General features: G+C 56.0%; 16 protein-coding genes. All 16 read right to left on the bottom strand.

Annotated features, from left to right (window positions below; translation table 11 throughout):
- Positions 1-682: 682 nt before the first annotated feature.
- Positions 683-2,923 carry a YadA-like family protein gene (locus FX155_RS09240; RefSeq protein WP_419144611.1) on the bottom strand — a complete coding sequence of 747 codons (2,241 nt, stop codon included), beginning with the start codon at positions 2,921-2,923 and terminating at the stop codon, positions 683-685.
- 351 nt (positions 2,924-3,274) lie between these two features.
- The gene (locus FX155_RS09235; RefSeq protein WP_195839645.1) at positions 3,275-9,589 is read right to left on the bottom strand and encodes an ESPR-type extended signal peptide-containing protein; all 6,315 of its coding nucleotides are present in this window, start codon (positions 9,587-9,589) and stop codon (positions 3,275-3,277) included.
- Between the two features lie 437 nt (positions 9,590-10,026).
- Positions 10,027-10,548, bottom strand: a complete 522-nt coding sequence (locus tag FX155_RS09230) for a transcription repressor NadR (protein ID WP_195839644.1) — start codon at positions 10,546-10,548, stop codon at positions 10,027-10,029.
- 369 nt (positions 10,549-10,917) lie between these two features.
- Positions 10,918-11,850 (bottom strand): LysR family transcriptional regulator, encoded by a 933-nt coding sequence (locus tag FX155_RS09225; RefSeq protein WP_154488490.1) that lies wholly within the window; start codon positions 11,848-11,850, stop codon positions 10,918-10,920.
- A 396-nt stretch (positions 11,851-12,246) separates the two neighbouring features.
- Entirely contained in the window at positions 12,247-13,218 is a 972-nt protein-coding gene (locus FX155_RS09220; protein WP_154488489.1) for a LysR family transcriptional regulator, read from the bottom strand.
- A gap of 61 nt (positions 13,219-13,279) precedes the next feature.
- Positions 13,280-13,510: a hypothetical protein gene (locus FX155_RS09215; RefSeq protein ID WP_154488488.1), complete on the bottom strand. Its 231-nt coding sequence runs from the start codon at positions 13,508-13,510 to the stop codon at positions 13,280-13,282.
- A gap of 20 nt (positions 13,511-13,530) precedes the next feature.
- The gene (phoU, locus tag FX155_RS09210) at positions 13,531-14,199 is read right to left on the bottom strand and encodes a phosphate signaling complex protein PhoU (protein ID WP_154488487.1); all 669 of its coding nucleotides are present in this window, start codon (positions 14,197-14,199) and stop codon (positions 13,531-13,533) included.
- A 13-nt stretch (positions 14,200-14,212) separates the two neighbouring features.
- Complete coding sequence (gene pstB / locus FX155_RS09205) at positions 14,213-14,998, bottom strand: phosphate ABC transporter ATP-binding protein PstB (RefSeq protein WP_154488486.1); 786 nt, start codon at positions 14,996-14,998, stop codon at positions 14,213-14,215.
- A complete protein-coding gene (pstA, locus tag FX155_RS09200) occupies positions 14,991-15,863 on the bottom strand; it encodes a phosphate ABC transporter permease PstA (RefSeq protein WP_154488485.1) in 873 nt (290 codons plus the stop codon). The genes pstB and pstA overlap by 8 nt, the downstream gene beginning before the upstream one ends.
- A 2-nt stretch (positions 15,864-15,865) precedes the next feature.
- Complete coding sequence (pstC, locus tag FX155_RS09195; protein ID WP_229778509.1) at positions 15,866-16,741, bottom strand: phosphate ABC transporter permease subunit PstC; 876 nt, start codon at positions 16,739-16,741, stop codon at positions 15,866-15,868.
- 46 nt (positions 16,742-16,787) lie between these two features.
- Positions 16,788-17,690 carry a phosphate ABC transporter substrate-binding protein gene (locus tag FX155_RS09190; protein WP_154488483.1) on the bottom strand — a complete coding sequence of 301 codons (903 nt, stop codon included), beginning with the start codon at positions 17,688-17,690 and terminating at the stop codon, positions 16,788-16,790.
- Positions 17,691-17,864: 174 nt separating this feature from the next.
- Entirely contained in the window at positions 17,865-19,079 is a 1,215-nt protein-coding gene (locus FX155_RS09185) for a carboxynorspermidine decarboxylase (protein WP_154488482.1), read from the bottom strand.
- The gene (locus tag FX155_RS09180) at positions 19,079-20,338 is read right to left on the bottom strand and encodes a saccharopine dehydrogenase family protein (protein ID WP_154488481.1); all 1,260 of its coding nucleotides are present in this window, start codon (positions 20,336-20,338) and stop codon (positions 19,079-19,081) included. Before FX155_RS09180 ends, FX155_RS09185 begins: the two co-directional genes overlap by 1 nt.
- A 262-nt stretch (positions 20,339-20,600) precedes the next feature.
- Positions 20,601-21,455, bottom strand: coding sequence for an agmatinase (gene speB, locus FX155_RS09175; protein WP_154488480.1), 855 nt, complete (start codon positions 21,453-21,455; stop codon positions 20,601-20,603).
- Positions 21,442-22,323, bottom strand: coding sequence for a polyamine aminopropyltransferase (speE, locus tag FX155_RS09170; RefSeq protein WP_022488190.1), 882 nt, complete (start codon positions 22,321-22,323; stop codon positions 21,442-21,444). The genes speB and speE overlap by 14 nt, the downstream gene beginning before the upstream one ends.
- 16 nt (positions 22,324-22,339) lie before the next feature.
- Positions 22,340-23,797 (bottom strand): aminotransferase class I/II-fold pyridoxal phosphate-dependent enzyme, encoded by a 1,458-nt coding sequence (locus FX155_RS09165; protein WP_022488189.1) that lies wholly within the window; start codon positions 23,795-23,797, stop codon positions 22,340-22,342.
- Between the last annotated feature and the right edge of the window lie 59 nt (positions 23,798-23,856).

Below are 23,856 nucleotides of genomic sequence, written 5' to 3'. Positions count from 1 at the left end.
CCGGATTTTTCCACCCCACTGCAATCCGTTCCTTTTCCGCATCTTCACTATACCAGTAACTACAGGATTTTCCCATTATAGGAAACTTAACCGGGCCATAAACTTTGGTTAATGGAACAAGTCCATGCACCTGTCCCAGGGCTGTATCCAGAAAAACAAAAAAGCCCTCCGGCCCCGTGCTGCCTTTTATCCAGGTAAAGCGCAGGAGCGAAGGAGAACTTTTTTATGTTAGGTTTTTGTTAAGAATGATATTGAAAATTTAAAAGGAGAGGATTCGTTGATCGTTCATCGTGAGTCGTTATGGAAGGAACCCGTGACCGAGTTCCTTTGAATAAAGACGCAGCTAACGCTGCTAACCCACCACCATTGCGCAAGCGCAACGGTCCCCCGCCCTTGCAAAGGGCGGATAGTGACACTAGGGCACGGCCCACGTGTCACGAAAGCAATGTGGCGAAGCCCCGAGCGTATCTCCGCCCTTCGTAAGGGCGGGGGTCGCCGCCCGGCATTTTTTGGCGTTCTCCACAGGTATCTCCGCCCTTTGCAAGGGCGGGGGACCAGCCGATAGGCTGGTGGTGGGTTAGCAGCGTAGGGCTGCGTCTCTCTTCAAAAGCATCTGCCTGCGGCAGATGGTCTCCTTTGGCGTGAGACGGAAAAGCGGCTTTGCCGCTTTTCACACTCCCTGTCATCCTCTTCCTTTGATCACCCGGACCCGCTGGATGGTGGGATTGCCGTTTTTGTCTTTGGCAATGGTGTCCACCCGGATCCGTTCCAGTTCCGGTTCGAACTCATTCAGGAGCCGTTCACTGAGCCGGGCGCCCTTCTGCATTTCCCGGTAGACCACCATGGCGAATTCGTACCGGCTCATCATCCGGTCCCCTTTGAATTCTCCGTCCGGATACCCTTCCACCATGCCGTTTCCGTACAGCTGGGCGATTTCCTCATAGGCCCAGTGGTTCTTTTCCACATCCGGGAACAGTTTGGTCAGGGTGGGATCCAGCTTCCGGCCGGCGGATACATCCACCAGGGCTCCCCGGAGGTTTTCCACTTCTTTCCGCAGGTCCTTGATTTCCTTGGCCATGGCCACCCGGCTGTTGGACACATGGTTGTGCTGGCCCAGTTTGAAGGTAGCGCCCACGTTCACCATATTTTCACCGCCGCCGGTGCTGCCTCCCAAGCTGAGCATTACATCCTCGTTGGGCCGGTAGAAGGCCCCCAGGGCCACGGCGTTGGCGCCGCTGTAACTGCCGGCACCCACGGCGAAATCCAGTTTGTCGTCCGGATCGAAATCCAGAGGATGGAGAGCCGCCAGGGCTGCCGCATTGGCCCCTGCCCGGTCCACCCGGGCGTCCAGTTTGGTAATGCGGCTTCCCATGTTCTGGACGTCCCCGGTAAGATTCCTGATGTCTCCCGTATTTTTCTCCACATCCGTACTGATTTTTTTCAACTGAGCCACGTTCACCGCATCGGTGTCCCGGGTCCCGGCGGCCACACTGGTGATCTGCCGGGTCAGTTCCGTTCCGCTGCCTACGGCCACGGCGGCTCCTGTTGCCACCCAGGTGGAGGAAGTATCTGTGGAGGCCTGTTTAGTGGAAGGATCATAGCCGGCTTCTCCCGCTTCCACCGAAGCCAGGGACCCGCTCCCCAGGGCCACGCCCCCTTTCACTGTCGCATTGGCATTGTGGCCCAGGACCACCACATTCTGCTGGTCCGTAGCAGTCACATTGTCCGCCGAACCAATCACAATACTGTTGATGGCGGAAGAAAGAGTACGGTTATCCCCCAGCAACAAAGCCGTATCCGTATCTTCCACCGTATTGCCGGACCCGATCACGGACACATGCTGGACATTGGAAGCGGTATTTTTGTATCCGGAAATCATATTGTTCGTACTGACGGCTCCGCTGGTCCCGGTCACCTGGTTCCCCACCCCGATAATGGCTGTTTTCTGGGTGTAATCCGCCTTGTTCCCGCCCCCGATGGCCAGGGTGGCCCCGCCGCTGTCGGAGGCGGCAATGGCCGTCCGAAGTTTGTCCGCAAAGGCTTTGGCGGAATCTCCGCTGTCCGTGGGAACACCGTCCAGACTTGTCACTGAATTGGTGATTTCGTTCCCGGCCCCATAAATCAGCGCCCCGTTGGAATTGACCGCCCGGTTGGCTACCCCGCTGATGGTATTGGCAATCCCTGCATAATAGTTTCCTCCCATGGATTCAACGCTGTTCAGAGCTCCGTTGATGGTGGCCCCCAGGTTCTTCACCGGATTGGCCGTACGGCCCCCGTTGTATTCACTGGAAATGATGTTGTACACACCGGTGCTGGTGGTGAACGCCCCGTTGCTGAAGCTGTTGGCCCCGATGGTGGTGGCATATACATTTAGGGCACTGGTCCGGGTGGAAGCACTGTCCACGGTAGTATCTCCCAGTTCTCCCTTGTAATTGTGGGACCCAATCATGATGCTGCCGGTACGGGCAAAGGTATTGTCCCCCATGGCAATGCTCCCCACGACCTTTGTGGGATCGGCCGGGATCCGTGCGGAAGACCACCAGCTTCCGCTGTAGGTTGTCTGGCCAAAGGCAAAACTGGCTTCTCCTCCTCCGGCCATATTTTCGATCCTGGCATTTTTGCCAATGGCGATGCTGCCGCCCTGGCTGGCGTAGTTGTTGATGTTGGCTCCGTTTCCCACCGCAATATCCCCGGTAGCATTCCTGGCTCCGTTGGAATAGGAAATGCCGGCCCCTTTGCCAAGGGCCACATTCTCTGCTTTGGGAGCGCTGCTTCCTGTGCCCACAGCCACACCATTGCCGGATCCTGCTGCACTGTCCGCCCCATAGGCGCAGTTGCCCAAAGCGGCCAGGACCAGCAGAGTCAAAACAGCACCCCGTACTTCTTTTTGTCCTTTCCTTTTTGCCGTTCCTGACAGTTTCATACCACCTGATACAAATTTGTTCATATGCTCTCCTTTTTCCCCATGAATCCTTGCCTATTTGGTGGTATAATCCTATCAATATGTCATTTTATTTACAATATGTATATAATATAAATAAAATATCTTTACATTAGTCCAATTTTATATTTCATCTATCTATATCATCAACAACTCCCGCTTTTTTCTTTTCCTTTCTGTTTCCCTTCTGTCTTGTAGCTGTATGGTCCTTGCCTGTCCCCTGGAAAACCTCTCTGTCCTCCTGTCCCATAAGAAATACCCTGCCATTTTCAGCAGGGTACCTGGATTATCCATGTGAAGAGGGCTGTTGCATGGGCAACAGCCCTCTTCACATTACTTCCCATAATGTTTTTTGCTGTCTTCCACGGTCCGTACTCTTTCGATACTGGGATTGCCGTGTTTGTCTTTTTCGATCACGTCGATGCGGATGTATTTCAATTCCCCGTCGAACTCCTTCACCAATCTGCCCAGGGTACCATCCTGATCCAAAGCCGGATTGGACCCGGCTCCGGCCATAATGGCCCGATAGACCAGGGCTGCGAATTCATACCGGGTCATCATCCGGTCCCCTTTGAATTCTCCATCCGGATACCCTTCCACGATTCCCGCTTTGGCCAGTTTGGTCACGTAGTCATAGGCCCAGTGGTTTTCAGGGATATCCGGGAACAGGGTGTCTTTGTCCACTTTCAGCACCGTCCTGCCGGCCATCTGGTTCATCAGGGTCTTCAGCTGCTGCATTTCCCCATCCTGTTTGGCCACCAATTCCTTCAAACTCCGGATTTCCTTGGCCATGGCCACCCGGCTGTTGGATACATGGTTGTGCTGGCCCAATTTGAAGGTGGCCCCCACATTCACCATGTTTTCACCGCCGCCGACGCTGCCTCCCAGGCTGAACATCACATCCTCGTTGGGCCGGTAGAAAGCCCCCAGGGACACTGCATTGGCGCCGCTGTAACTGCCGGCACCCACTGCAAAGTCCAGTTTGTCGTCTGGATCGAAATCCAGAGGATGGAGAGCCGCCAGGGCTGCTGCATTAGCCCCCACCCGGTCTACCCGGGCGTCCAGTTTGGTGATGGACCGGCCCACCTGGTTCACGGCAGAATCCAACTGGTTCTTGTTCACCGCATCGGTTCCCTGGGTACCCGGTGCCACATCGTGGATCTGGCTTCCGCCCATGGAAATGTCTCCTGTGGCCAGCTTGATGTCCCCGCCTTTGCTGCTGTCACTGCTCTTGATGGTGATTCCGTCGCTGGTCATGGTAGTATTGCCGGTGGTGACACTGGTAAGCCCGGTAAGGTCTTTGGCCAGTTTCACAGACAGACCGCTGTCTCCGTTCTTCACCACGCCGATGTTCCCGTCGGACAGATTGTCCGCCTGGGCACCGCCGGTGAGACTCAGATCCTGGCCCAGGCCCACGGTCAGCTGCTGGCCGTCGTCCCCGGTAAACTTCCGTCCGCCGGAGATTTTGTCATCCACCACTTTCAGCTGGTCTTCCGTAGCGGCCCGTCCGGACTGGATATTGGAAGCATCCCAGTTCTTGTTGTCCAGACCGGTCAGATAGCTGCCAGCATCCGGGTTGGCTCCGCCGCCATTCTGATTCCCCAGGACTGTTTTGCCCCCCAGGATGATCTGGGCCTTGTTCCCGTCGATTTTCACCTGTTTGGACGCATCATCAGCATCCCCCAGAGTAATATCGTCATTCAGGTTCACTTTGTTGTCGGCATCCACGGTGATGTTCTTGCCGCTTTTGGCTTTCACTGCGTCTGCTACTTTGCCGGCTTCTTCTCCGATGATGGTATGCACATCCCCAACACTGGCGGCATTGTTCCAGTTTTCCTGGCCGGCCGTACTGGTGTCGTAGACCTGCCCGTGGATGCCGCTGCCCATGTTGGTGATCTGCTGCTGGCCACCATTGATGCCGTCTTTGGTAATGGTGATGTCACCGACTTTGACTTGGTTGGTATCCACTCCATCTTTGTTGATAGTAGTTTCGCCGGCTGTTACGCTGCCATCCATACCCAGATGGATGTCTTTATTCAATTCCACTTGAATGGCACCATTGTCCACTTTGGTAGAGATGTTGGTTCCGTCTCCTTTGACAGTGACCGTTTCTCCCAGGTTTTTCTTCACAGAGTTCCCATCATCGGCAGCCAACCCAAAGCCGCCGTTGACACCGGCATTTTTGATTTCATTCAGCTGAGACAGATTTACTGCATCTGTATTTGCCGTCCCATTGGCCACGTTGTGGATCTGCTGCCCACCCATGGAAACATTCCCCTGAGAAATCTGGATCTTGCTGTTTTCATCGGCACCGCTGAGTGTCAGTCCAGACCCGTTGAGCAGGGTATTCCCCATGGTCACGGAACCGTTGGCTCCCAGGTTCAGGTCTTTGTTCAATTTCACCAGCAGCTGACCGTTGTCGCTGTCCTGGCTGGATACCACACCGATGTTCCCATCCGTGAGGTCGGCTTCATTCTTGGCATTGCCCTTGACGTTGACCTGCTTGTTCAGTTTCACAGCAGAAGCCGTGCCAAAGTCGCCGCCGAATTTCAGGCCGTCATCCAGGGTGGCAGCTTCATGGGTATCCCCCTTCGGATCCTTATAGACGATGCGGGTCATGGTTTCCCCATCCTTGCCGTTCAGGCCAGGCGTACCTGCCGTCGTCCAGATATCCGTAATGCCGTCTTTCCCGTTGAGACCGATATGGCCTTCGGCACCATCGACGCCGTCTTTCCCGTCGATGCCTTTGATGGTGACGCCATCTTTGCCGTTTTCTCCCTTGATGGAAATGCCGTCTTTGCCGTCGATGGCCACGCCGGAGTTCCCGTCGGCCCCGTTGATGCCCATATGGCCATCCTGGCCCGGAGCGCCGTCTTTCCCGGCACCGCCGATGTTCAGGTTATCGCTGAGCTTGAGATCATAGATCTTATGCCCATCAACAGCCGTCGTCTGGGCAATCTGGAGATTGCCTTCCGTATAGGTACCTTCAGCAGCAGGAGCGGCTTCACCATTGGCCTTAACTTCCGTATGGTGTTTGTCGACATTCTCAATCGTCTGCTTGACTTCATGCAGCTGGCTGCCATTGACGGCATCCGTCGAATTTTCGCTGACATCACCTGCCGCGATATTCGTGATTTTATTGCCGCCATTGTTCAGGCCCTGATCCGTCAGGCTGACATTCTTTGTCGTGTCAGTCGGGTTCGTCGTATTCGTGATGGTGACACCACGGTTGTTGATGGTCGTATTGCCCATCTTAACAGAGCCACTATCCCCCAGGTTCAGATCCTTGTTCAATTTCACCAGCAGCTGACCGTTGTCGCTGTCCTGGCTGGATACCACACCGATGTTCCCATCCGTGAGGTCGGCTTCATTCTTGGCATTGCCCTTGACGTTGACCTGCTTGTTCAGTTTCACAGCAGAAGCCGTGCCAAAGTCGCCGCCGAATTTCAGGCCGTCATCCAGGGTGGCAGCTTCGTGGGTATCACCCTTCGGATCTTTGTAAACAATCCGGGTCATGGTTTCCCCATCCTTGCCGTTCAGGCCAGGTGTACCTGCCGTCGTCCAGATATCCGTAATGCCGTCTTTCCCGTTGAGACCGATATGGCCTTCGGCACCATCGACGCCGTCTTTCCCGTCGATGCCTTTGATGGTGACGCCATCTTTGCCGTTTTCTCCCTTGATGGAAATGCCGTCTTTGCCGTCGATGGCCACGCCGGAGTTCCCGTCGGCCCCGTTGATGCCCATATGGCCATCCTGGCCCGGAGCGCCGTCTTTCCCGGCACCGCCGATGTTCAGGTTATCATTGAGTTTCAGGTCGTAGGTGGTCAGACCATTGGAATCCGTAGAGGATTTCAGCTGGAGATTGGTTCCGGTATAGGTATCCGTCCCAGCTTTCGTTCCCCCTTCCACGGTAATGGCAGTCTGCTTGCCAGCCATATTTTTCACTTCGTTCAGCTGGGACAGATTTACTGCATCTGTATTTTCCGTCCCATTGGCCACGTTGTGGATCTGCTGCCCACCCATGGAAACATTCCCCTGGGAAATCTGGATCTTGCTGTTTTCATCGGCACCGCTGAGTGTCAGTCCGGACCCGTTGAGCAGGGTATTCCCCATGGTCACGGAACCGTTGGCTCCCAGGTTCAGATCTTTGTTCAGTTCGATTTGGAGATCTGTACCATCTACTTTGGTCGCAATATTCTGGCCGTCGCCCTTTACCTTAATCGTACTGCCCAGATTTGTAGATGTACTTGCATCATCATCTGCGGAAAGCCCAAAACTGCCGTCACCAAGCACTTGATTTATAGTATTGATGTCACCGGCCACTTGGGTGCCCAAACTGTACAGCTGATCTTCCGTAGCAGCCCGACCTGATACATAAGTAGACGGATTCCAAGTGGTGTTGGTCAAATTGTACGCATAGTTCCCCGCCGGTACTACAGTATGAGTTGAAGTCTCTAAATCCCCATCATTTACATGTCCAACAGTCACGCCACCGATAATAGCCCGGCCATTGGTTCCGTCCAATGTAATGCTCTTCTTGCTATCGCTATTGGTAATGGTAATACCAGCCGATTCCATCTTTGTGTTCCCAGCAGTGACGGAATCCAGGCTCTTCAGATCTTTGGCCAGTCGGAAGGTGATCTTATTGTCGCCTACAATGGTACCGATATTGGCATCGGTGGTCAGCTGGCCTTTGGTCAGAGTCGTGCCGTTGTCAGCAGCACCGGTCAAAGTCAGATATTCATCGACCAGACGGGTTACGTTCCGGGCCACACCATCTGAGCCGTAACGGGTATTGCTGCTGTCTTCCTTGGCATCCCCGATGGTGGCCAGCATGGTGTTTTTCCACTGGGCCACGTTCACCGCATCCGTATCCTGGGTACCAGCGGCCAGGCCCGTCAGCTGGCGGGTGTAGGTGGTGCCGCTCAGGCCGTCGGTACCAATGGAAACAGCGCCCAGATTGCTTTGCCATACGGTAGACTTAGGGTCGATGGTACTGGTCCAGGTGCCCCCTGTGCTTTCCGTAGAGTTTTTGGCCGATGCCCAAGTATACCAGCGGCCGCCTATAGCTGCCGAAGTACTCCAGCGGGGACCACCCGCCGCACCAGCAGCACGGCCTACAGAGGAGTTACTGCCAAGGGCTATGCTGCCGACACTGCCATTGGCTGTAGCTCCGCTGCCGATGGCGATGCTGTCCGCATTGTTGGCCTTGGCACTGTCACCAATAGCCACGGATTTCCCCAGATTGGCCAGGGCTGCATTCCCCAAAGCCACACCGCCGGCTTCCCGGGAATGGGCACTGGTACCGATGGAAACGGCATTGTTTACATTGCTCCGGTTATCTCCATTGCCGGCGCCTGTGCCAATGGCAATTTCACCTTCGGAAAGAGCCGCCGCCTGATAACCGGCAGCCACACTGTTTTTCCCCTGTGCTTTGGCTTCCGGCCCCACAGCCGTTCCGTTCTCACCGCTGCCATCTGCTTCTTCGCCTATCGCTACTGCAAAACGCCCAGCTGCTTTTGCTTTGGCGCCTACTGCAATGGCCCTGGTAGCCGAAGCGCTGGCTTCTTCACCTACAACGGTACTGCGTGCACCGCTGGCAGTAGCTTCTGAACCAAGAGCTGTAGCCAACTGTGCCGAAGCCTGGGTCCCATGACCCAAAGCCACCGTCCTATCCCCCGTAGACCGGCTCTCTGCACCCAAGCCCAAGGAATAATAGCCCGTTGCCTGCGCTGTTTCCCCAATAGCAACAGCGCCCTTGCCATTCCAATCCGTATCAATATCGGTGGTCCGCTCATTTCCGGCAACGGCCCCATTCCCCAAAGCAATAGAGTTGCTGGACAAGGCTTTGCTGTTTACCCCAATGACCATACTGTTTTCATATTCCAAGACGGTGGAGGTTCCATCCACTTTTTTCCCAGTTGTACCTGCTGTCTGCCCGGATTGCACATTTTGGCCGATGGCAATCCCGTGGACCGCATTGATGGTATTGGCGGATCCGATGGCGGTGGAATTGCCGGAACGCCCATTGATACTGTTGTCATGGCCCACAATGACCCGGCCGCCCTGAGCATAAGCTCCGGTTTTATTGGTTTCCACATAGGAAGCCGTGGGCGTCTCAGCTGTATTGTTGGCCCCGATGACTACATCGTCCTTCCCATTGGCAACGGCAGTATTGCCAATGGCAATGGCATTCTGGGCCGTCCCCCGGATACCGAAGGTACTGCCATCCTGGACATATGTATAACTGCTTCCCACATGGGCAGAATGACCGATGGCGATGGCATAGTCGGACAGAGCCTGGCTGCCCCAGGCCAGGGCCACTGCTGTGTCTCCAGAAGCCTGGCTGCCGCCAACGGCCAGGGCGCCCTTTCCATTGGCAGAGGATCCGTTCCCCACTGCCAAGGTATTGATATCCCCATTAGACGTAGTCCCGGCATCCACCGAACTGGCGGCCCATACCGGATGCACGCCGCTCAGCAGCAGGCCACCGGCTGCACAGACAGCCAAGAGACTGGTCTTCAGGCTCTTCCCTGCTCCGCCGCTGATTCGTTCACTTTTGTCCTTCCCATGGCTCTTGGCCAATTCGGACACCACCACATAGGCGTTCCGTACTTTGCTCCAGATGACCTTGTAAATTCTGTTCATGGTTTCTTTCCTCTCCGGGCTTTTTGCCCCTGTTTGCCCTACAGACAAATTTCCGTTTTTGAAAAAAAAATTGTTTTTGTGAAATTTCTGTTTCACATTGAATTTTCTTTCAGGAATCATTATTGGTTCATTCGTAAAAAATAATCTCTGCGAGCTGTTTTCTCCCCTTTCAGCAAAATCCATGCCGTTTCTCCGGTTCTTATGCTACCATTCTCAGGAGAGTTTTTACAACTTGTAAAGATTATTTATAATTTATGTATATTCTTGTGTTATTTTATGGAACACATGTCTATACACGTGTTGGTATGTGTTTTTCTTTTCCCCATTTCCTTTTCATCGGGCATAAAATAAATTAATGGAATACTTTGATAATTTAAAAGATCCAAGAGGCCTGTTTTCCCCACAGACCGGGTGTGAAAATGCGTTTCCACACCCTCTTATGCCAATATCCCCAGTTGCTTCAGCCCTTCTCCCAAGGCTTCCAGGTCCTCGTCATTCCGGGCTTCCACCTGGAGTACGTGACGGCCCTGGGTAATGGTTACAATCAGGGGCCCTTTTTCTTCTTTCAGCCGATCCATGTATTGGCGCACGTCCCGGCGGCTGTACAGATCCATGGGAACCTGGATTACCCCGTACACTTCGTGGGCAAGGGTCAGTCCCCGGACGATACCTCCATTGTCCACCACTACGTTCAATTCCGCTTCCAGTTCTGCTGCATCCATTTTCCGGCTCTGGCAGCGGAATTCCTGGTGAAATCCCTTTTCCGGCACTTCTCCGGCCAGCTGATACCCTCGGGCTGTAGAGATGATCTTCTTCCCGCTGCTCCGGAGCAGGGCCACATCCCCTACAATGATCTGCCGTGTCACGTTCAAAGCCTTGGACAGTGCCACCCCAGTAAGGGGTGCTTCGGCGTTCTCCAGCATTTCGTACAGTTTTTCTCTTCTCATCTGATTGTCCATAATCATACCCGCTTTCTCTGTAAAGAATCTCTCTTGTTCAGAATATCAAAGTTCTCAATGAAGTTTATCTATAAAAACAGTTATTTCTTACGGAAGAACATTTTTGTATTATACCACAATTTTTGATACGTTTCACGAATATTTTATTCTTTTTATTTATAATTATGTAAATATCTCTGTCCAGTGTTCTGCCGCCATCTGCCCATTATACCGCCTCCTGGTCACACATTTATCTAGACATGCAAAATCGGACGAAAAAAAATCCATTTTCTGTATCCTTTATCTTACTAAAGCATACCAGGAAAATGGATTTTTTCGAAATATATTTTTATTAAGAGTAATATTTAAAAACTAAAACTCCCTCTTCCGTTACAGTCTTCCGGCCATGATTTCCAGGCCCCGTTTCCGGAGCAGGTCCATCATGTCCTCCATGTACCGGGGGAGCTTTTCCCGATGATGGAAGGCGGCCACTACAGTCCGTTTGTGTTCCGGGATGTCCAGCTGGTACAGGTTCACAGCTTTGGAATACCGGAAGATACGAGTGAAGGCTTCCCGGACCAGGGTGATGCCGAACCCTTCCGCCACCATCTGGAGGATCAGTTCAATGCTCCGGATGGTATAGATGTGCTGGGGCCGGATCTTGTATTTCCGGAAGATTTTCTCCTGGAGTTCCCGGGAGGACTGCTCCTGGGTGGTGGACAGGAGCACCTGGCCGTCCAGGGCTTCCGGAGACAGGATCCCGTAAGGCTGACCTTCCCGGAATATAGCCTGGCTGTTAAGGGGATGGCCCTGGGGCACCGCCACCAGGAATTCTTCCTGGAACAGTTCCCGGCGGTCCATGGATTTGTCCAGATTCTCTCCATTGACGATGATCATGTCCAGTTCGTGGTTCTTCAGCAGGTCGTCCAGGAACATAATGTTCCCCTGCCGAAGGGTCAGTTCCACATGGGGCCATTTGCTGCAGAAAGTCTTGAATACCCGGGGCAGCAGCCAGGCCCCCCGGAGGAGAGAAATCCCCAGCCGCAGCCGGCCGGACTCATCACTAAGGAGCATGCTCAGTTCTTCGTCAAACTGGTTGGATTCCTCCAGCATCTTCCGGGCGTAATGGACGTACCGTTCCCCCGCCTTGGTCAGTTCGAATTTCTTTCCCTGCCGGTCGAACAGGGGCATCCCCAGATGTTTTTCCAGATTGCTGATATAAATGCTCAGGGCCGGCTGGGATATGTACAACCGGTCCGCTGCCCTTGTAAGATTCCCACATTCCGCCAGCGTGCACACATACCGCTGTTCTTTCAGTTCCATTGTATCTCCCCTGCCTGTTGTGTTCTTTTATTTTTCTCATAAAAAGTATTTGCTTCTTTTATGATTCCACAAAAGCTATTATACAATAAAAGTAATAATATGGCAAAATCCGTACGTTTTGTTACATATATCCAGTTATATGTATAGTTATTTCCGAATAATGTCTTTACTGTCCCAGAAAGGCGCATTCCGGGGGACAGGGACAAAACCCGGAGGCCGGGATGGGCTCGCCTGGGGCAAGCCCCTACCGCGCTGGATTCAGAGTTCCTCACAAAATCCAAGAAACGAAGTTGCCGAAAATTCCGTTCCTCCGAGTGTCGTACTCAAACATCCGACCCCGACGGCGTAGGGAGAGCCCCGGGCCCGCCCTTCCCGGCCTCCGGATTTCATACGTTTTCAGGAACCCGCCCGGCGGGTTTCCTCCCTAAGCTGCTGACTAGTGACTGGGAACTGCTCCTGCCCCTGGACCCCGGCAATATACCGTTCCAGGGCCTCCACATAGGCTTTCCCCAGGCGGCTGAGATGGGTCTGTTTGTGGTTCAGAAGGCCGATGTGCATGTCCCCTTCTTTCTGGAGGGGCACGGCGATAATGCTGGCCCCGTTCAGCTTCTGGTCGATGACCCCGCTGCAAACGGTGTATCCGTTAAGGCCGATCAGCAGGTTGAACAGGGTGGCCCGGTCGGTGACCCGGATGTTCTTGCTGCGGACCACGGTGCTGAAGATCTCTTCGGAGAAATAGAAGGCGTTGTGGTCCCCCTGGATATAGGACAAATAGGGATAGGGGGCCAGTTCTTCCATGGAGACGCTTTCCCGTCCTGCCAGGGGATGGGAGGCGTTCAGGAACACATGGGGCCGGGCCACGAACAGTTCCCGGAACACCAGGTCGTTGGCCTTGAAGATCTTCTGGAGCACGGCTCGGTTGAAATCGTTGTAGTACAGGATCCCGATTTCACTGCGCATATGGGCCACATCGTCGATGATGGTGTAGGTCTGGGTCTCCTGGAGGCTGAAGTCGTAGGCGTCCCGGCCGTATTCCTTGATCAGGTCCACAAAGGCGTTCACCGCAAAGGAATAATGCTGGGTGGACACGGTAAATTCCTGCTTGCCTCCCGCCTGCTTCTTGTACCGGGATTCCAGAAGATCCGCCTGTTCCAGCACCTGCCGGGCATAGCCCAGGAAGATTTCCCCGTCCCTGGACAGATGGACCCCCTTGTTGGTCCGTTCGAAGATCTGGATACCCATTTCCCGTTCCAGTTCCCGGACCATCTTGGTCAGGCTGGGCTGAGTGATGAACAGGGCTTTGGCCGCCCCGCTGAAGGTCCCTGCCTCAGCAATGGCCACAATATAGCGCAATTGTTGTAAAGTCATGGTTTTTCCTGCTTTCTTTCGGTTTCTTCCGTCCGTATGGTTCTCATTATACCATAGCCCCTCAGAGATACGGGGCAATATCCTTTTTCCGCAGCAGCCACAGGGGGATCACCCCGCCCAGGGTGCCGTCTCCCACAAGGAGCAGCGGGGCCAGGAAGCCCTGCCACAGGGGCCTTTCCCCCCCAGGCTTCCCCCTCTCCTCCAGCCGAAAGGAAGGCAGGTAGAGGCCTACCACCGGCCGCTGACCGCTGACTGTTGACGAAAAGGGAGTGTGAAACGTGCGTTTTTCCACGTTCCACACTCCCTTTTTCCTCAGTCCATGGTAAATCCATTGTCCCCCTTCAGGAGGTTCTTCTTCATGTACAGCACCCAGTTGCCGATGTTGGTGCCGTGGTCGGCGGTCCGTTCCATGTATTTCAGGAGCAGCACGTAGTCCACGTAAGAGGCCACGTCATCAGGATCTTTCTTGATCTCGTCGGTGAGTCTGGGCAGCAGCCGTTCGAAATCCGCATCCACGATGTCGTCCTTGTCCCCGATGTACCGGGCCTTTTCGTCGTCCCCTTCCAGGTAGCACCGGAAGCTTTCTTCCAGCAGGGACTGCATGTCCTCGTACATCTCTTTGAACCCTTCAGGAGGCTTCACCACCGGATTCCGCTCCAGGATCCGGGCAATGTACAGGGCCATGTCGGAGCAGTGGTCCGCAATCCGTTCCAGTTCGCTGAGCACCCGGAAGGTCCCCATCAGGCTCCGCCAGTCGGAAGCCACCGGAGACTGGAGCACCTGGACGGTCAGGTCTTTCCGCATGATCCCCCGGATCTGTTCGTCGAACTTGTCGTCCCCGTCCCGGACCATCCGGGCTTTGTCCAGGTCCTGGCTGAACAGGGCCGTCTTGGTCTCTTCCAGGGTCTTTTCCAGGCTGGTGATCAGCACCCGCACATCGTCCTGGATTTCCGCCAGGGTCTTTACATAGGCATCTCTCATAATGGCTCCTCTCTCAGCCGAACCGGCCGGTGATGTAAGATTCCGTCCGAGGTTCGGAAGGATTGGTGAACAGGGTTTCCGTATCGTTCATTTCCACCAGTTCTCCCAGGTAGAAGAAGGCGGTCTTGTCAGAAATACGGCTGGCCTGCTGCATGTTGTGGGTAACGATGACGATGGTGTAATCCTTTTTCAGTTCCAGGGCCAGGTCTTCGATTTTCTGGGTGGAAATAGGGTCCAGGGCGGAGGTGGGTTCGTCCATAAGGATCACCGAAGGCTGGGCAGCCAGGGTACGGGCGATGCACAGCCGCTGCTGCTGCCCGCCGGACAGGCCCAGGGCGCTTTTGTCCAGACGGTCCTTCAGTTCATCCCAGATGGCCGCCTGGCGCAGGCTCTTTTCCACGATCTCCGTCAGCTGGGCTTTGTTGGTGATGCCCTGGACACGGGGACCGTAGGCCACGTTGTCAAAAATGCTCTTGGGGAAAGGAGAAGGCTGCTGGAACACCATGCCCACCCGGTACCGGAGGGCCAGAGGATCCACTTCCTTGAAAATATCCTTTCCTTCGAACAGGATCTTCCCTTCCACCCGGCAGCCGGATACCCAGTCGTTCATCCGGTTCAGGGTCTTCAGCAGGGTACTTTTGCCGCACCCGGAAGGCCCGATCAGGGCGGTGATTTCATTGCGCTTCACTTTCATATTGATATCCTTCAGGGCCTGGTGCTTCCCGTAGAACAGGTTCAGGTGCTGGATATCGAAGACCAGTGTTTCCGGAGAAACAGGTCCGTTTCCTTGCTCACTCATCGGCAGTTCCCTCCATCTTCTTTTCCAGTCTCCAGCTGATGTACCGGGCCAGTACGTTGAACAGCACCACCACCAGCATCAGGATGGCGGAAGTGACCCCGGCGATCTTGCCCGCATCCGGGCTCAGGGCTTCTGTCCGCATGACCCACACATGGAGGGCCAGGGTTTCCCCGGGACGGAAGGGGTTCAAAGGGCAGGTGGTGGAGCTGAAGTCCCAGTTGCCCCAATCGATGTCCGTGGACATCCCGGCGGTGAACATCAAAGCGGCGGCTTCCCCGAAGCCACGGCCCGCTGCCAGGATCAGGCCGGTCATGATCCGGGGCAGGCAGGCCGGCAGCAGCACGTTCCAGATGGTCTGCCATTTGGAAGCCCCCAGTCCCAGGCTGCCCAGGGTGTATTCAGGGGGCAGGTCCTTCAGGGCGTTTTCCGTCACCGACACCATAAGGGGCAGGGTCAGGATGGAAACGGACAGGGCGCCGGCCATCAGGTTCCACTGGGAACCGGTCATGACGATGAACACCAGGTAGCCGAACAAGCCGACTACGATGGAAGGCAGGGAAGACAGGGTCTCCACCGCCATCCGCACCCAGTTGGTCAGTTTCCCGTCCTGGGCGTATTCCGCCAGGTAGATCCCGGCGGGAATGCCCCACAGGGCACTGATCACCAGGGCCAGGAACACCAGGTACAGGGTGTTGAAGAACATGTCCCGGAGGCTCAGCAGGATATCCGTGCTGAGGGCTCCCAGGCCCTGTCCCACCACATCCAGGATAAAGGCGAAGAGCAGGACTGCGGACCCGGCTGCGCCGGCGGTGAACAGCAGGCTCATGAACCAGTCCATGGTCTTTTTCTTGGCAATGTCTCCCATGGTCAGTCCTCCTCTTTCAGTTTCAGGGGATCTTTACCAAAGGTATGGATGATAAAGATCAGGATGAACGAAATCACAAACAGCAGCAGACCCAACGTCCACAGGGCTGCACTGTATTCCCCGCCTTCCATGGCACCGCCCATGTCGTTGGCGATCACCGTGGTCATGGTGGACGCCGGCAGGAACAGGGACGTGGGGAACCGTTTCATCTGGCCGATGACCATGGCCACGGCCAGGGCTTCCCCCAGGGCACGGGCCAGGCCCAGCACCACGCCGGTGAAGATGCCCCGCTGGGCAGCCGAGAGGATCACGTTCCGGATGGTTTCCCACCGGGTGGCTCCCAGACCGTAGGAAGCATCCCGCCAGCTCTTGGGTACCGCCAGCATGGCGTCAGCGGCCATGGTGGTGATCACCGGGAAGATCATCACCGCCAGCACCAGGGACGCGGCCAGTACCGAGAACCCGAAGGGCATGGGGAAGATTTTCCGGAGGAAGGGCACCAGTACGGTAAGGCCCACCCAGCCGTAAATAACAGAAGGGATCCCGGTGAACATTTCCACCACCGGGCGGATCAGCCGCTGTACCGCCGGAGACGCCATTTCCGACATGTAGATGGCCGCTGCCAGGCTCACCGGCAGGGCAAATACCAGGGACAGGAAGCAGGTGACCAGGGAGCCGCTGATGAACATGGCCGCCCCTACCTGGCCGCCGCCCTCCATGGTATCACTGGGTTTCCACTGGGCGGAAAACAGGAATTCCGTAATACTGTGGCCGAAATCCCAAAAGGTGCCGCTTCCCTTCACGAGAAGGAAAGCGGCCATCAGGAAAGGCAGCAGGGCCGCTGCAATGCCGCAGGCCGTGATTACAGTCTGTGACAAGGATTCTTTGCGGTGAACCTGTACCAGCTTTTGTGAACCCTTTTCATTAATCATGAGCGGTATCTTTAACCTGCATCTTGCTGCTCACACCATAACCCAGTTCTTCGATCCGTTTGCCGTAGTCGGCGGACAGGATGTAATCCAGGAAGGCTTTGACGGCAGCTTTCGGATTCTTGCTGGTGTAGATGTGTTCATAACCCCACACATTGTATTTGCCGGAGTAGGTGTTTTCCAGGGTGGGAGCCACACCGTCGATGGAGATGGTGGCTACGGTGTCATTCTTGGTCAGGTAAGGCAGAGCCACATAACCGATGGCCCCTTTGTTCTGGGCTACGCTCTGTACCAGCAGGCCGGAGTTATCGGTTTCCAGAGATTTGTTGGAAGCTTCTTCCGCACCGCCCATGGCGTATTTGGCGAACAGGGCACGGGTACCGGAGGTCTTGGGCCGGGTTACCAGGGTAATGGTTTCATCCGGGCCGCCCACTTCTTTCCAGTTGGTGACTTTGGCGGTGAAGATGTCGGTAAGCTGCTGTTTGGTCAGGCTCTTGACTTTTTCAGCCACATCCTTGTTCACGATGGTGGCCACAGTCATAACGCAGATCTTGTGGTCTTCCAGTTTGTCAGCCTTGTCTTTGGGCAGTTTGGAAGCCGCCGGTACGTCGGAGTTCCCCATATCCACGGACCCGTCGGACACCTGTTTCAGGCCCATGCCGGAACCGCCGGCGTTCAGGCTGATGCTCACTTCCTTATGCTGCTTCTTGAAGCTTTCGGCAGCATCCTTGACCAGAGGCAGCAGGGCGGAAGAACCGGACCCGGTGATGTTTCCGCTGACCGCAGCCGGCTTCTTGGTGTCAGCAGCCTTCTGGCCGCCGCACCCCAAAGCGCCCATGACCATCATCCCAGCCAGGACTGTCACAGCCAGTTTTTTCCATTTGTTTTTCAAGATCATCTTCATCGCTCCCTTACAGAAAATCCATGATGACAGTAGTATTGCTTTTGTCTATAGCTATAAGATACCAGAGCCATGTAAAAAGTAAGAGCAGGGTTTTGTAAAGAATTGTAAAAAAAGAGAGTGTCGCTTTTGCAACACTCTCGTCAATTGACAGGCAAAGGGCGCCGCCCTTTACCTTCCCAACCTCATCTTGAAATCTTCATAGCCGAACCGTTTCAGCACCTTCACCGTCCCGTCCTCTTCCAGCACGTCGATATCCGGCAGGGGCATGCCGTTGAAGGTGTTGTTCTTGCAGGTGGTGTAAATGGCCATGTCTCCGAAGAGCAGCAGGTCCCCCACTTCCAGTTCCCCGTCGAAGCTGTAGTCTCCGGCCACGTCCCCGGCCAGGCAGGTACCGCTGCCCAGCCGCCAGGTCACAGGCCGCTCTCCCGGTTCCCCGGCTCCGTAAAGGGGCGGCCGGTAAGGCATTTCCAGCACATCCGGCATATGGCAGGCGGCGCTGGTGTCCAATATGGCGATCTTCACCTCTCCGTTTTCCACCACATCCAGCACCCGGGTGGCCAGGTACCCGGCGTTCAGGGCACAGGCTTCTCCCGGTTCCAGGTACACGGTAACGTCCCAGGCCTTCTGGGCCCTGCGGATGCATTCCTCCAGCAGGGGAATATGGTACCCTGGCCGGGTGATGTGGTGGCCGCCCCCCATGTTCACCCATTTCATGTGGGGCAGCACATCCCCGAACTTTTCTTCCACAGCATCCAGGGTCTTTTTCAGGTCCTGGGCATCCTGTTCGCACAGAGTGTGGAAGTGGATCCCGTCCAGAAGCTCCACCAGATCCGGGGTCATCCAAGCATCCCACTGGGCCCGGGTGGTGCCCATCCGGCTGCCGGGGGCACAGGGATCATAGATGGCATGGCCTTCCTGGGTAGAACATTCCGGGTTGATCCGGAGCCCCACGCTTTTCCCGGCCTTTTTGGCCATGGGGCCCCAGGTCTTCAGCTGCCGGGGGGAATTGAACACAATATGGTCCGCCACCTGGCACACTTCTTCCATCTGGTCTTCCCGGTAGGCCCCGCAGAACACATGGACTTCCTTCCCGGGCATGGCTTCCCGGCCCAGTTTGGCCTCATAAAGGCCGCTGGCTTCGGTGCCGGCCAGGTAGGGCTCCAGCACCGGGTACAGGTCGTAGTTGGAAAAAGCCTTCTGGGCCAGGAGGATCCGGCAGCCGGTCCGGTCCTGGACCCCTTTCAGGATCTCCCCGTTCCGGCGGAGGGCTGCCTTGTCCAGGATGTAACAGGGAGTGGTCAGCCCTCCGAAGGCGGCTTCCGGAGTCTTCCCCCGGAGCCCTGCAAAGGCGGGCCGCTCTTCCCGCACCTTGTTCCAGTCCATTATTTCACCAGGGCCGGATCATGGGATTCGCTCCGGGGCAGGCCGTGCTTGTCCAGGGCATCCAGGAAGGGATCCGGATCGAATTCTTCCACCGTGTGGACCCCGGGAGTGGTCCATTTCCCAGTAAGCAGCATCAGGGCGCCGCACATGGCCGGCACGCCGGTGGTGTAGCTGATGGCCTGGCTGCCCACTTCCCGGTAGCAGGCCTGATGGTCGCACACATTGTAGATGTAGTAGGTCTTTTCCTTCCCGTCCTTCTTCCCGGTGAAGATGCAGCCGATGTTGGTCTTGCCCTTGGTCCGGGGACCCAGGCTGGCCGGATCCGGCAGCAGGGCCTTGAGGAATTTGATGGGGACGATTTCGTGGCCTTCAAAGTTGATGGGGGTGGTGGACAGCATGCCCACATCCTCCAGACAGCGCATATGATCCAGATAGCTCTGGCCGAAGGTCATGAAGAACCGGATCCGTTTCACCCCGGGGATGTTCTTGGCCAGGCTTTCGATTTCTTCGTGGTGGAGCAGGTACATGTCCTTTTCTCCCACCTGGTCGAAGTTGTATTCCCGTTTGATGCTCATGGCCGGGATTTCCACCCAGTGGCCGTTTTCCCAGTAGCTGCCGGGAGCGGACACTTCCCGCAGGTTCACTTCCGGGTTGAAGTTGGTGGCAAAGGCGTACCCGTGGTCCCCGCCGTTGCAGTCCAGGATGTCGATGGTGTCGATGGTATCGAATTCATGCTTCTGGGCATAGGCGCAGTAAGCCTGGGTCACCCCCGGATCGAAGCCGCAGCCCAGCAGGGCGGTAAGGCCGGCCTTTTCGAATTTTTCTTTGTAGGCCCACTGCCAGCTGTAGTCGAAGTAGGCGGAGAATCCTTCTTCCTTGCAGCGTTTTTCGTAGATGGCCCGCCATTTGGGATCGTCCGTGTCTTCCGGTTCGTAGTTGGCGGTGTCCATATAGTTCACCCCGCAGGCCAGGCAGGCATCCATAATGGTCAGATCCTGATAAGGCAGGGCAATGTTCATCACCAGGTCCGGCTGGTAGCTTTTGATCAGGGCGATCACCTGGTCCACATGGTCCGCATCCACCTGGGCGGTGGTGACTTTGGTGGCGGTCTTCCCTTTCAGTTTTTCCGCCAGGGCATCGCATTTGGATTTGGTCCGGCTGGCAATGCACAGCTCGGTGAACACATCGCTGACCTGACAGCATTTCTGGATGGCTACAGAAGCAACTCCGCCGCAGCCGATAACAAGGACTCTGCTCATGATATTTTCCTCCTTGGAATATTGTGTCTAAGAGGTCTGCTGCACAAGCAGCAGACCTGAGTCGGAAGTCTGGAGTCGGAAGTCTGAAGCCCCAGGATAGGACCCGTCTTTATGGCCGGGTCCTCAGTAATTTGTAAAACCGGATCCGATTTACACATTCATAAATTTGCCTGCAAATTTATCCTTCGGCTCCAGACTCCAGACTTCAGACTTGAGCCGCTGTGCGGCTCTACAGCTGGTATGCTGCTTTTGCAGCATACCTTTACAACAGCGCCAGCAGCAGTTCCCGGACCACTTTGCAGGCCACGGCTGTGGAGGCTCCGCTGGCATCCAGCATGGGGGCCAGTTCGTTCACATCGGCAGCCACCACATTGGTCCTGGCCACCAGCCGCAGGGCGTTCAGCAGCTGCATGAAGGTGATGCCCCCGGCTTCCGGGGTCCCGGTGCCCGGGAACACGGAAGGATCCAGGCAGTCCAGGTCGATGGTGAAATACACCGGAGCCTGGCTCTTTTCCAGATCCCGGACCAGCTGTTCCAGCCCTCCGAAACTGAAGGGATGCAGGTCCGTGTGGGCATGGGCGAACTGCCATTCTTCCCGTTCCCCGCTGCGGATGCAGAACTGGTGGATTTTCCCGTCCCCGATCAGGTCGTGGCACCGACGGATCACACAGGCATGGCTCAGTTTCGCCCCCAGGTAGTCATCCCGCAGGTCCGTGTGGGCATCAAAGTGGACGATCTGGAGGTCCGGGTACTTTTTCAGCACTGCCCGGAAGGCGCCCAGGGTCACCAGGTGTTCGCCTCCGATCATAAAGGGCAGCTTCCCGTCCTGGAGGATAGTGGCAGTCCGGTCCTCAATGTCCTTCAGGGCCATTTCCGAACTGCCAAAGCACAGTTCCAGGTCCCCGCTGTCGAACACTGCATAGTCCGTCAGATCCTTGTCCTGGTAGGGACTGTAGGTTTCCAGGCCGAAGCTTTCGTGGCGGATAGCGGAAGACCCGAACCGGGTGCCGGGCCGATAGCTGGTGGTGGAATCAAAGGGGGCTCCGAACAGGACGATTTTGGCCTTTTCGTAAGGAGCGTCGCAGGCCAGGAAGGTTTCCACATTATTTGTCAGCATTTTTGCAGCCTTCTTCCGTTTCCACTTCTTTGAGCATTTCCTCCAGGAAAGCCGGCAGCCAGAAAGCTCCCACATGGAGCCGGGTGGTGTAGTACCGGGTGTGCATGTTCAGGGCTTCCCAGGCGGGAGCGTCCAGGTCGTTGATGGGATGGTACTTCTTGCTGGCAAAGCCGAAGGTCCAGTACCCTGCCGCATAGGTGGGGATGTGGGCCTGGTATACCTTGCTGATGGGGAAGGTGCTGACGATCCGCTGGTGGCTCCGCTGCATGGCAATGGCGTCTTCCTTGTAGAAGGGGCTCCCCTGCTGGTTCACCATGATCCCGTCTTCCCGGAGGGCATTGTAGCAGCTGCCGTAGAATTCCCGGGTGAAGAACCCTTCGGAGGGACCGAAAGGATCCACGGAATCCACAATGATCAGGTCGTAGGAATTTTCCCGGTGGCGGATGAATTTCAGGGCATTTTCAAAGTAGATGTGCACCCGACGGTCGTCCATCCGGCAGGCGTTCCCGGGCAGGTAATTCCGGCAGGCTTCCACCACCATGGGATCCATTTCCACCAGGTCGATTTTCTCCACCCGGTCGTACCGGGTCAGTTCCCGGACCACGCCCCCGTCCCCGGCGCCGATCACCAGGATGTCCTTGATGCCCTTGTGGACGGCCATGGGCACATGGGTCATCATTTCGTCGTAGATGAATTCATCCCGTTCCGTCAGCATCACGTTCCCGTCCAGGGTGAGCACCCGGCCGAATTCCGGCGTCTCGAAAATATCGATCCGCTGGAAGTCACTCTGTTTGGAGAACAGGTGACGGTTGACCCGGAGGCTGTGTTTCACATCCGGGGTATGGAATTCACTGAACCACATTTCCATTGGTTGTATCCCCCTCTTATGCTAATACATTCAGGTGGAGCAGTTCCGGATCTTCCGAACCGGTCATGCTGCAGCCCTTTTCTTTGGCGTACCGGATATGTTCCAGTACGGTTTTGGTGATTTTTTCCCCAGGGGCCAGAAGCGGGATCCCCGGAGGATAGCACATGACGAATTCGCTGCACACCCGGCCCTCACACTGCTCCAGAGGCAGGCTTACCTTCTCGGCATAGAAGGCTTCCTGGGGACTGGTGACCACCACCGGTTCCACATATTCCTGGGTGAGCATGCCGGTGGGATCCTTCTGATACCGGCGGCGGATTTCCGCCAGGGCGCTGACCAGCCGTTCCAGATCCTGGATCCGGTCCCCCATGGACAGGTAGGCCAGGATGTTGCCGATATCCCCGAATTCGATCTGGATGTCATAATCATCCCGGAGGATGTCGTACACTTCGATGCCGGCCAGACCGATATCCAGGGTGTGGATGCTCAGTTTGGTGTTGTCGAAGTCGAACACGGAATCTCCGTTCATCAGTTCCCGGCCAAAGGCATAGTAGCCTCCGATGTTGTTGATTTCCTGCCGGGCGTATTCCGCCATGTCCACCACTTTGTGGAAGATTTCCCGTCCGTGGAGAGCCAGCCGCCGGCGGCTGATGTCCAGGCTGGACATGAGCAGGTAGCTGCCGGAGGTGGTCTGGGTCAGGTTGATGATCTGGCGCACATAGCCGGCGTGGACCTTGGGACCGGTGAGCAGGAAGCTGGACTGGGTCAGGCTGCCCCCGCTTTTGTGCATGGAGATGGCGGCCATGTCGGCCCCGGCGGCCATGGCGGAAACGGGCAGCCCGCTGCCGAAGTAGAAATGGGTGCCGTGAGCTTCATCGGCCAGGCACAGCATCCCCGCATCGTGGGCCATCTTTACAATGGCCCGGAGGTCACTGCACACTCCGTAATAAGTGGGGTTGTTCACCACCACAGCCACCGCGTCCGGGTTCTCCCGGATGGCCTTGGCCACTGCATCCCGCTTCATCCCCAGGCTGATCCCCAGCCGCTTGTCCACGTCCGGGTTCACGTACACCGGGATGGCTCCGCAGAGCACCAGGGCATTGATCATGCTTTTGTGGACGTTCCGGGGCAGGATGATCTTGTCTCCCCGTTTGCAGGCGGACAGGATCATGGACTGGACGGCACTGGTGGTGCCCCCCACCATCAGGAAGGCCTGGCTGGCTCCGAAGGCGTCAGCGGCCAGCTGTTCCGCCTCCCGGATCACCGACACCGGATGGCACAGGTTGTCCAGGGGCTTCATGCTGTTCACATCCACCCCCACACATTTTTCGCCCAGGAACTCCGTCAGTTCCGGGTTGCCTCGGCCCCGTTTGTGGCCGGGTACGTCAAAGGGCACCACCCGCATTTTCCGGAACTTTTCCAGAGCTTCGTAGATGGGCGCCCGATCCTGTTTCAACCGATATTGCTTTTCCAAGCTTTTTCCCTCCCCAGTTCATTTTTTACTTCTGTACAAAAAAACGCAAGCTGCCCCCT

Source organism: Acidaminococcus fermentans, from assembly GCF_009696675.1.
GTDB lineage: Bacteria > Bacillota > Negativicutes > Acidaminococcales > Acidaminococcaceae > Acidaminococcus.
Note: the sequence above shows the minus strand (reverse complement) of the source record. Positions and strands in the feature narration are given on the sequence as shown.

Excerpts from the sequence above, each read along its gene's own strand:
- FX155_RS09240 (WP_419144611.1), bottom strand. The coding sequence starts at position 2,923 with ATGAAACTGTCAGGAACGGCAAAAAGGAAAGGACAAAAAGAAGTACGG.
- FX155_RS09235 (WP_195839645.1), bottom strand. The coding sequence starts at position 9,589 with ATGAACAGAATTTACAAGGTCATCTGGAGCAAAGTACGGAACGCCTAT.
- FX155_RS09230 (WP_195839644.1), bottom strand. The coding sequence starts at position 10,548 with ATGGACAATCAGATGAGAAGAGAAAAACTGTACGAAATGCTGGAGAAC.
- FX155_RS09225 (WP_154488490.1), bottom strand. The coding sequence starts at position 11,850 with ATGGAACTGAAAGAACAGCGGTATGTGTGCACGCTGGCGGAATGTGGG.
- FX155_RS09220 (WP_154488489.1), bottom strand. The coding sequence starts at position 13,218 with ATGACTTTACAACAATTGCGCTATATTGTGGCCATTGCTGAGGCAGGG.
- phoU (WP_154488487.1), bottom strand. The coding sequence starts at position 14,199 with ATGAGAGATGCCTATGTAAAGACCCTGGCGGAAATCCAGGACGATGTG.
- pstB (WP_154488486.1), bottom strand. The coding sequence starts at position 14,998 with ATGAGTGAGCAAGGAAACGGACCTGTTTCTCCGGAAACACTGGTCTTC.
- pstA (WP_154488485.1), bottom strand. The coding sequence starts at position 15,863 with ATGGGAGACATTGCCAAGAAAAAGACCATGGACTGGTTCATGAGCCTG.
- FX155_RS09190 (WP_154488483.1), bottom strand. The coding sequence starts at position 17,690 with ATGATCTTGAAAAACAAATGGAAAAAACTGGCTGTGACAGTCCTGGCT.
- FX155_RS09185 (WP_154488482.1), bottom strand. The coding sequence starts at position 19,079 with ATGGACTGGAACAAGGTGCGGGAAGAGCGGCCCGCCTTTGCAGGGCTC.
- FX155_RS09180 (WP_154488481.1), bottom strand. The coding sequence starts at position 20,338 with ATGAGCAGAGTCCTTGTTATCGGCTGCGGCGGAGTTGCTTCTGTAGCC.
- speB (WP_154488480.1), bottom strand. The coding sequence starts at position 21,455 with ATGCTGACAAATAATGTGGAAACCTTCCTGGCCTGCGACGCTCCTTAC.
- speE (WP_022488190.1), bottom strand. The coding sequence starts at position 22,323 with ATGGAAATGTGGTTCAGTGAATTCCATACCCCGGATGTGAAACACAGC.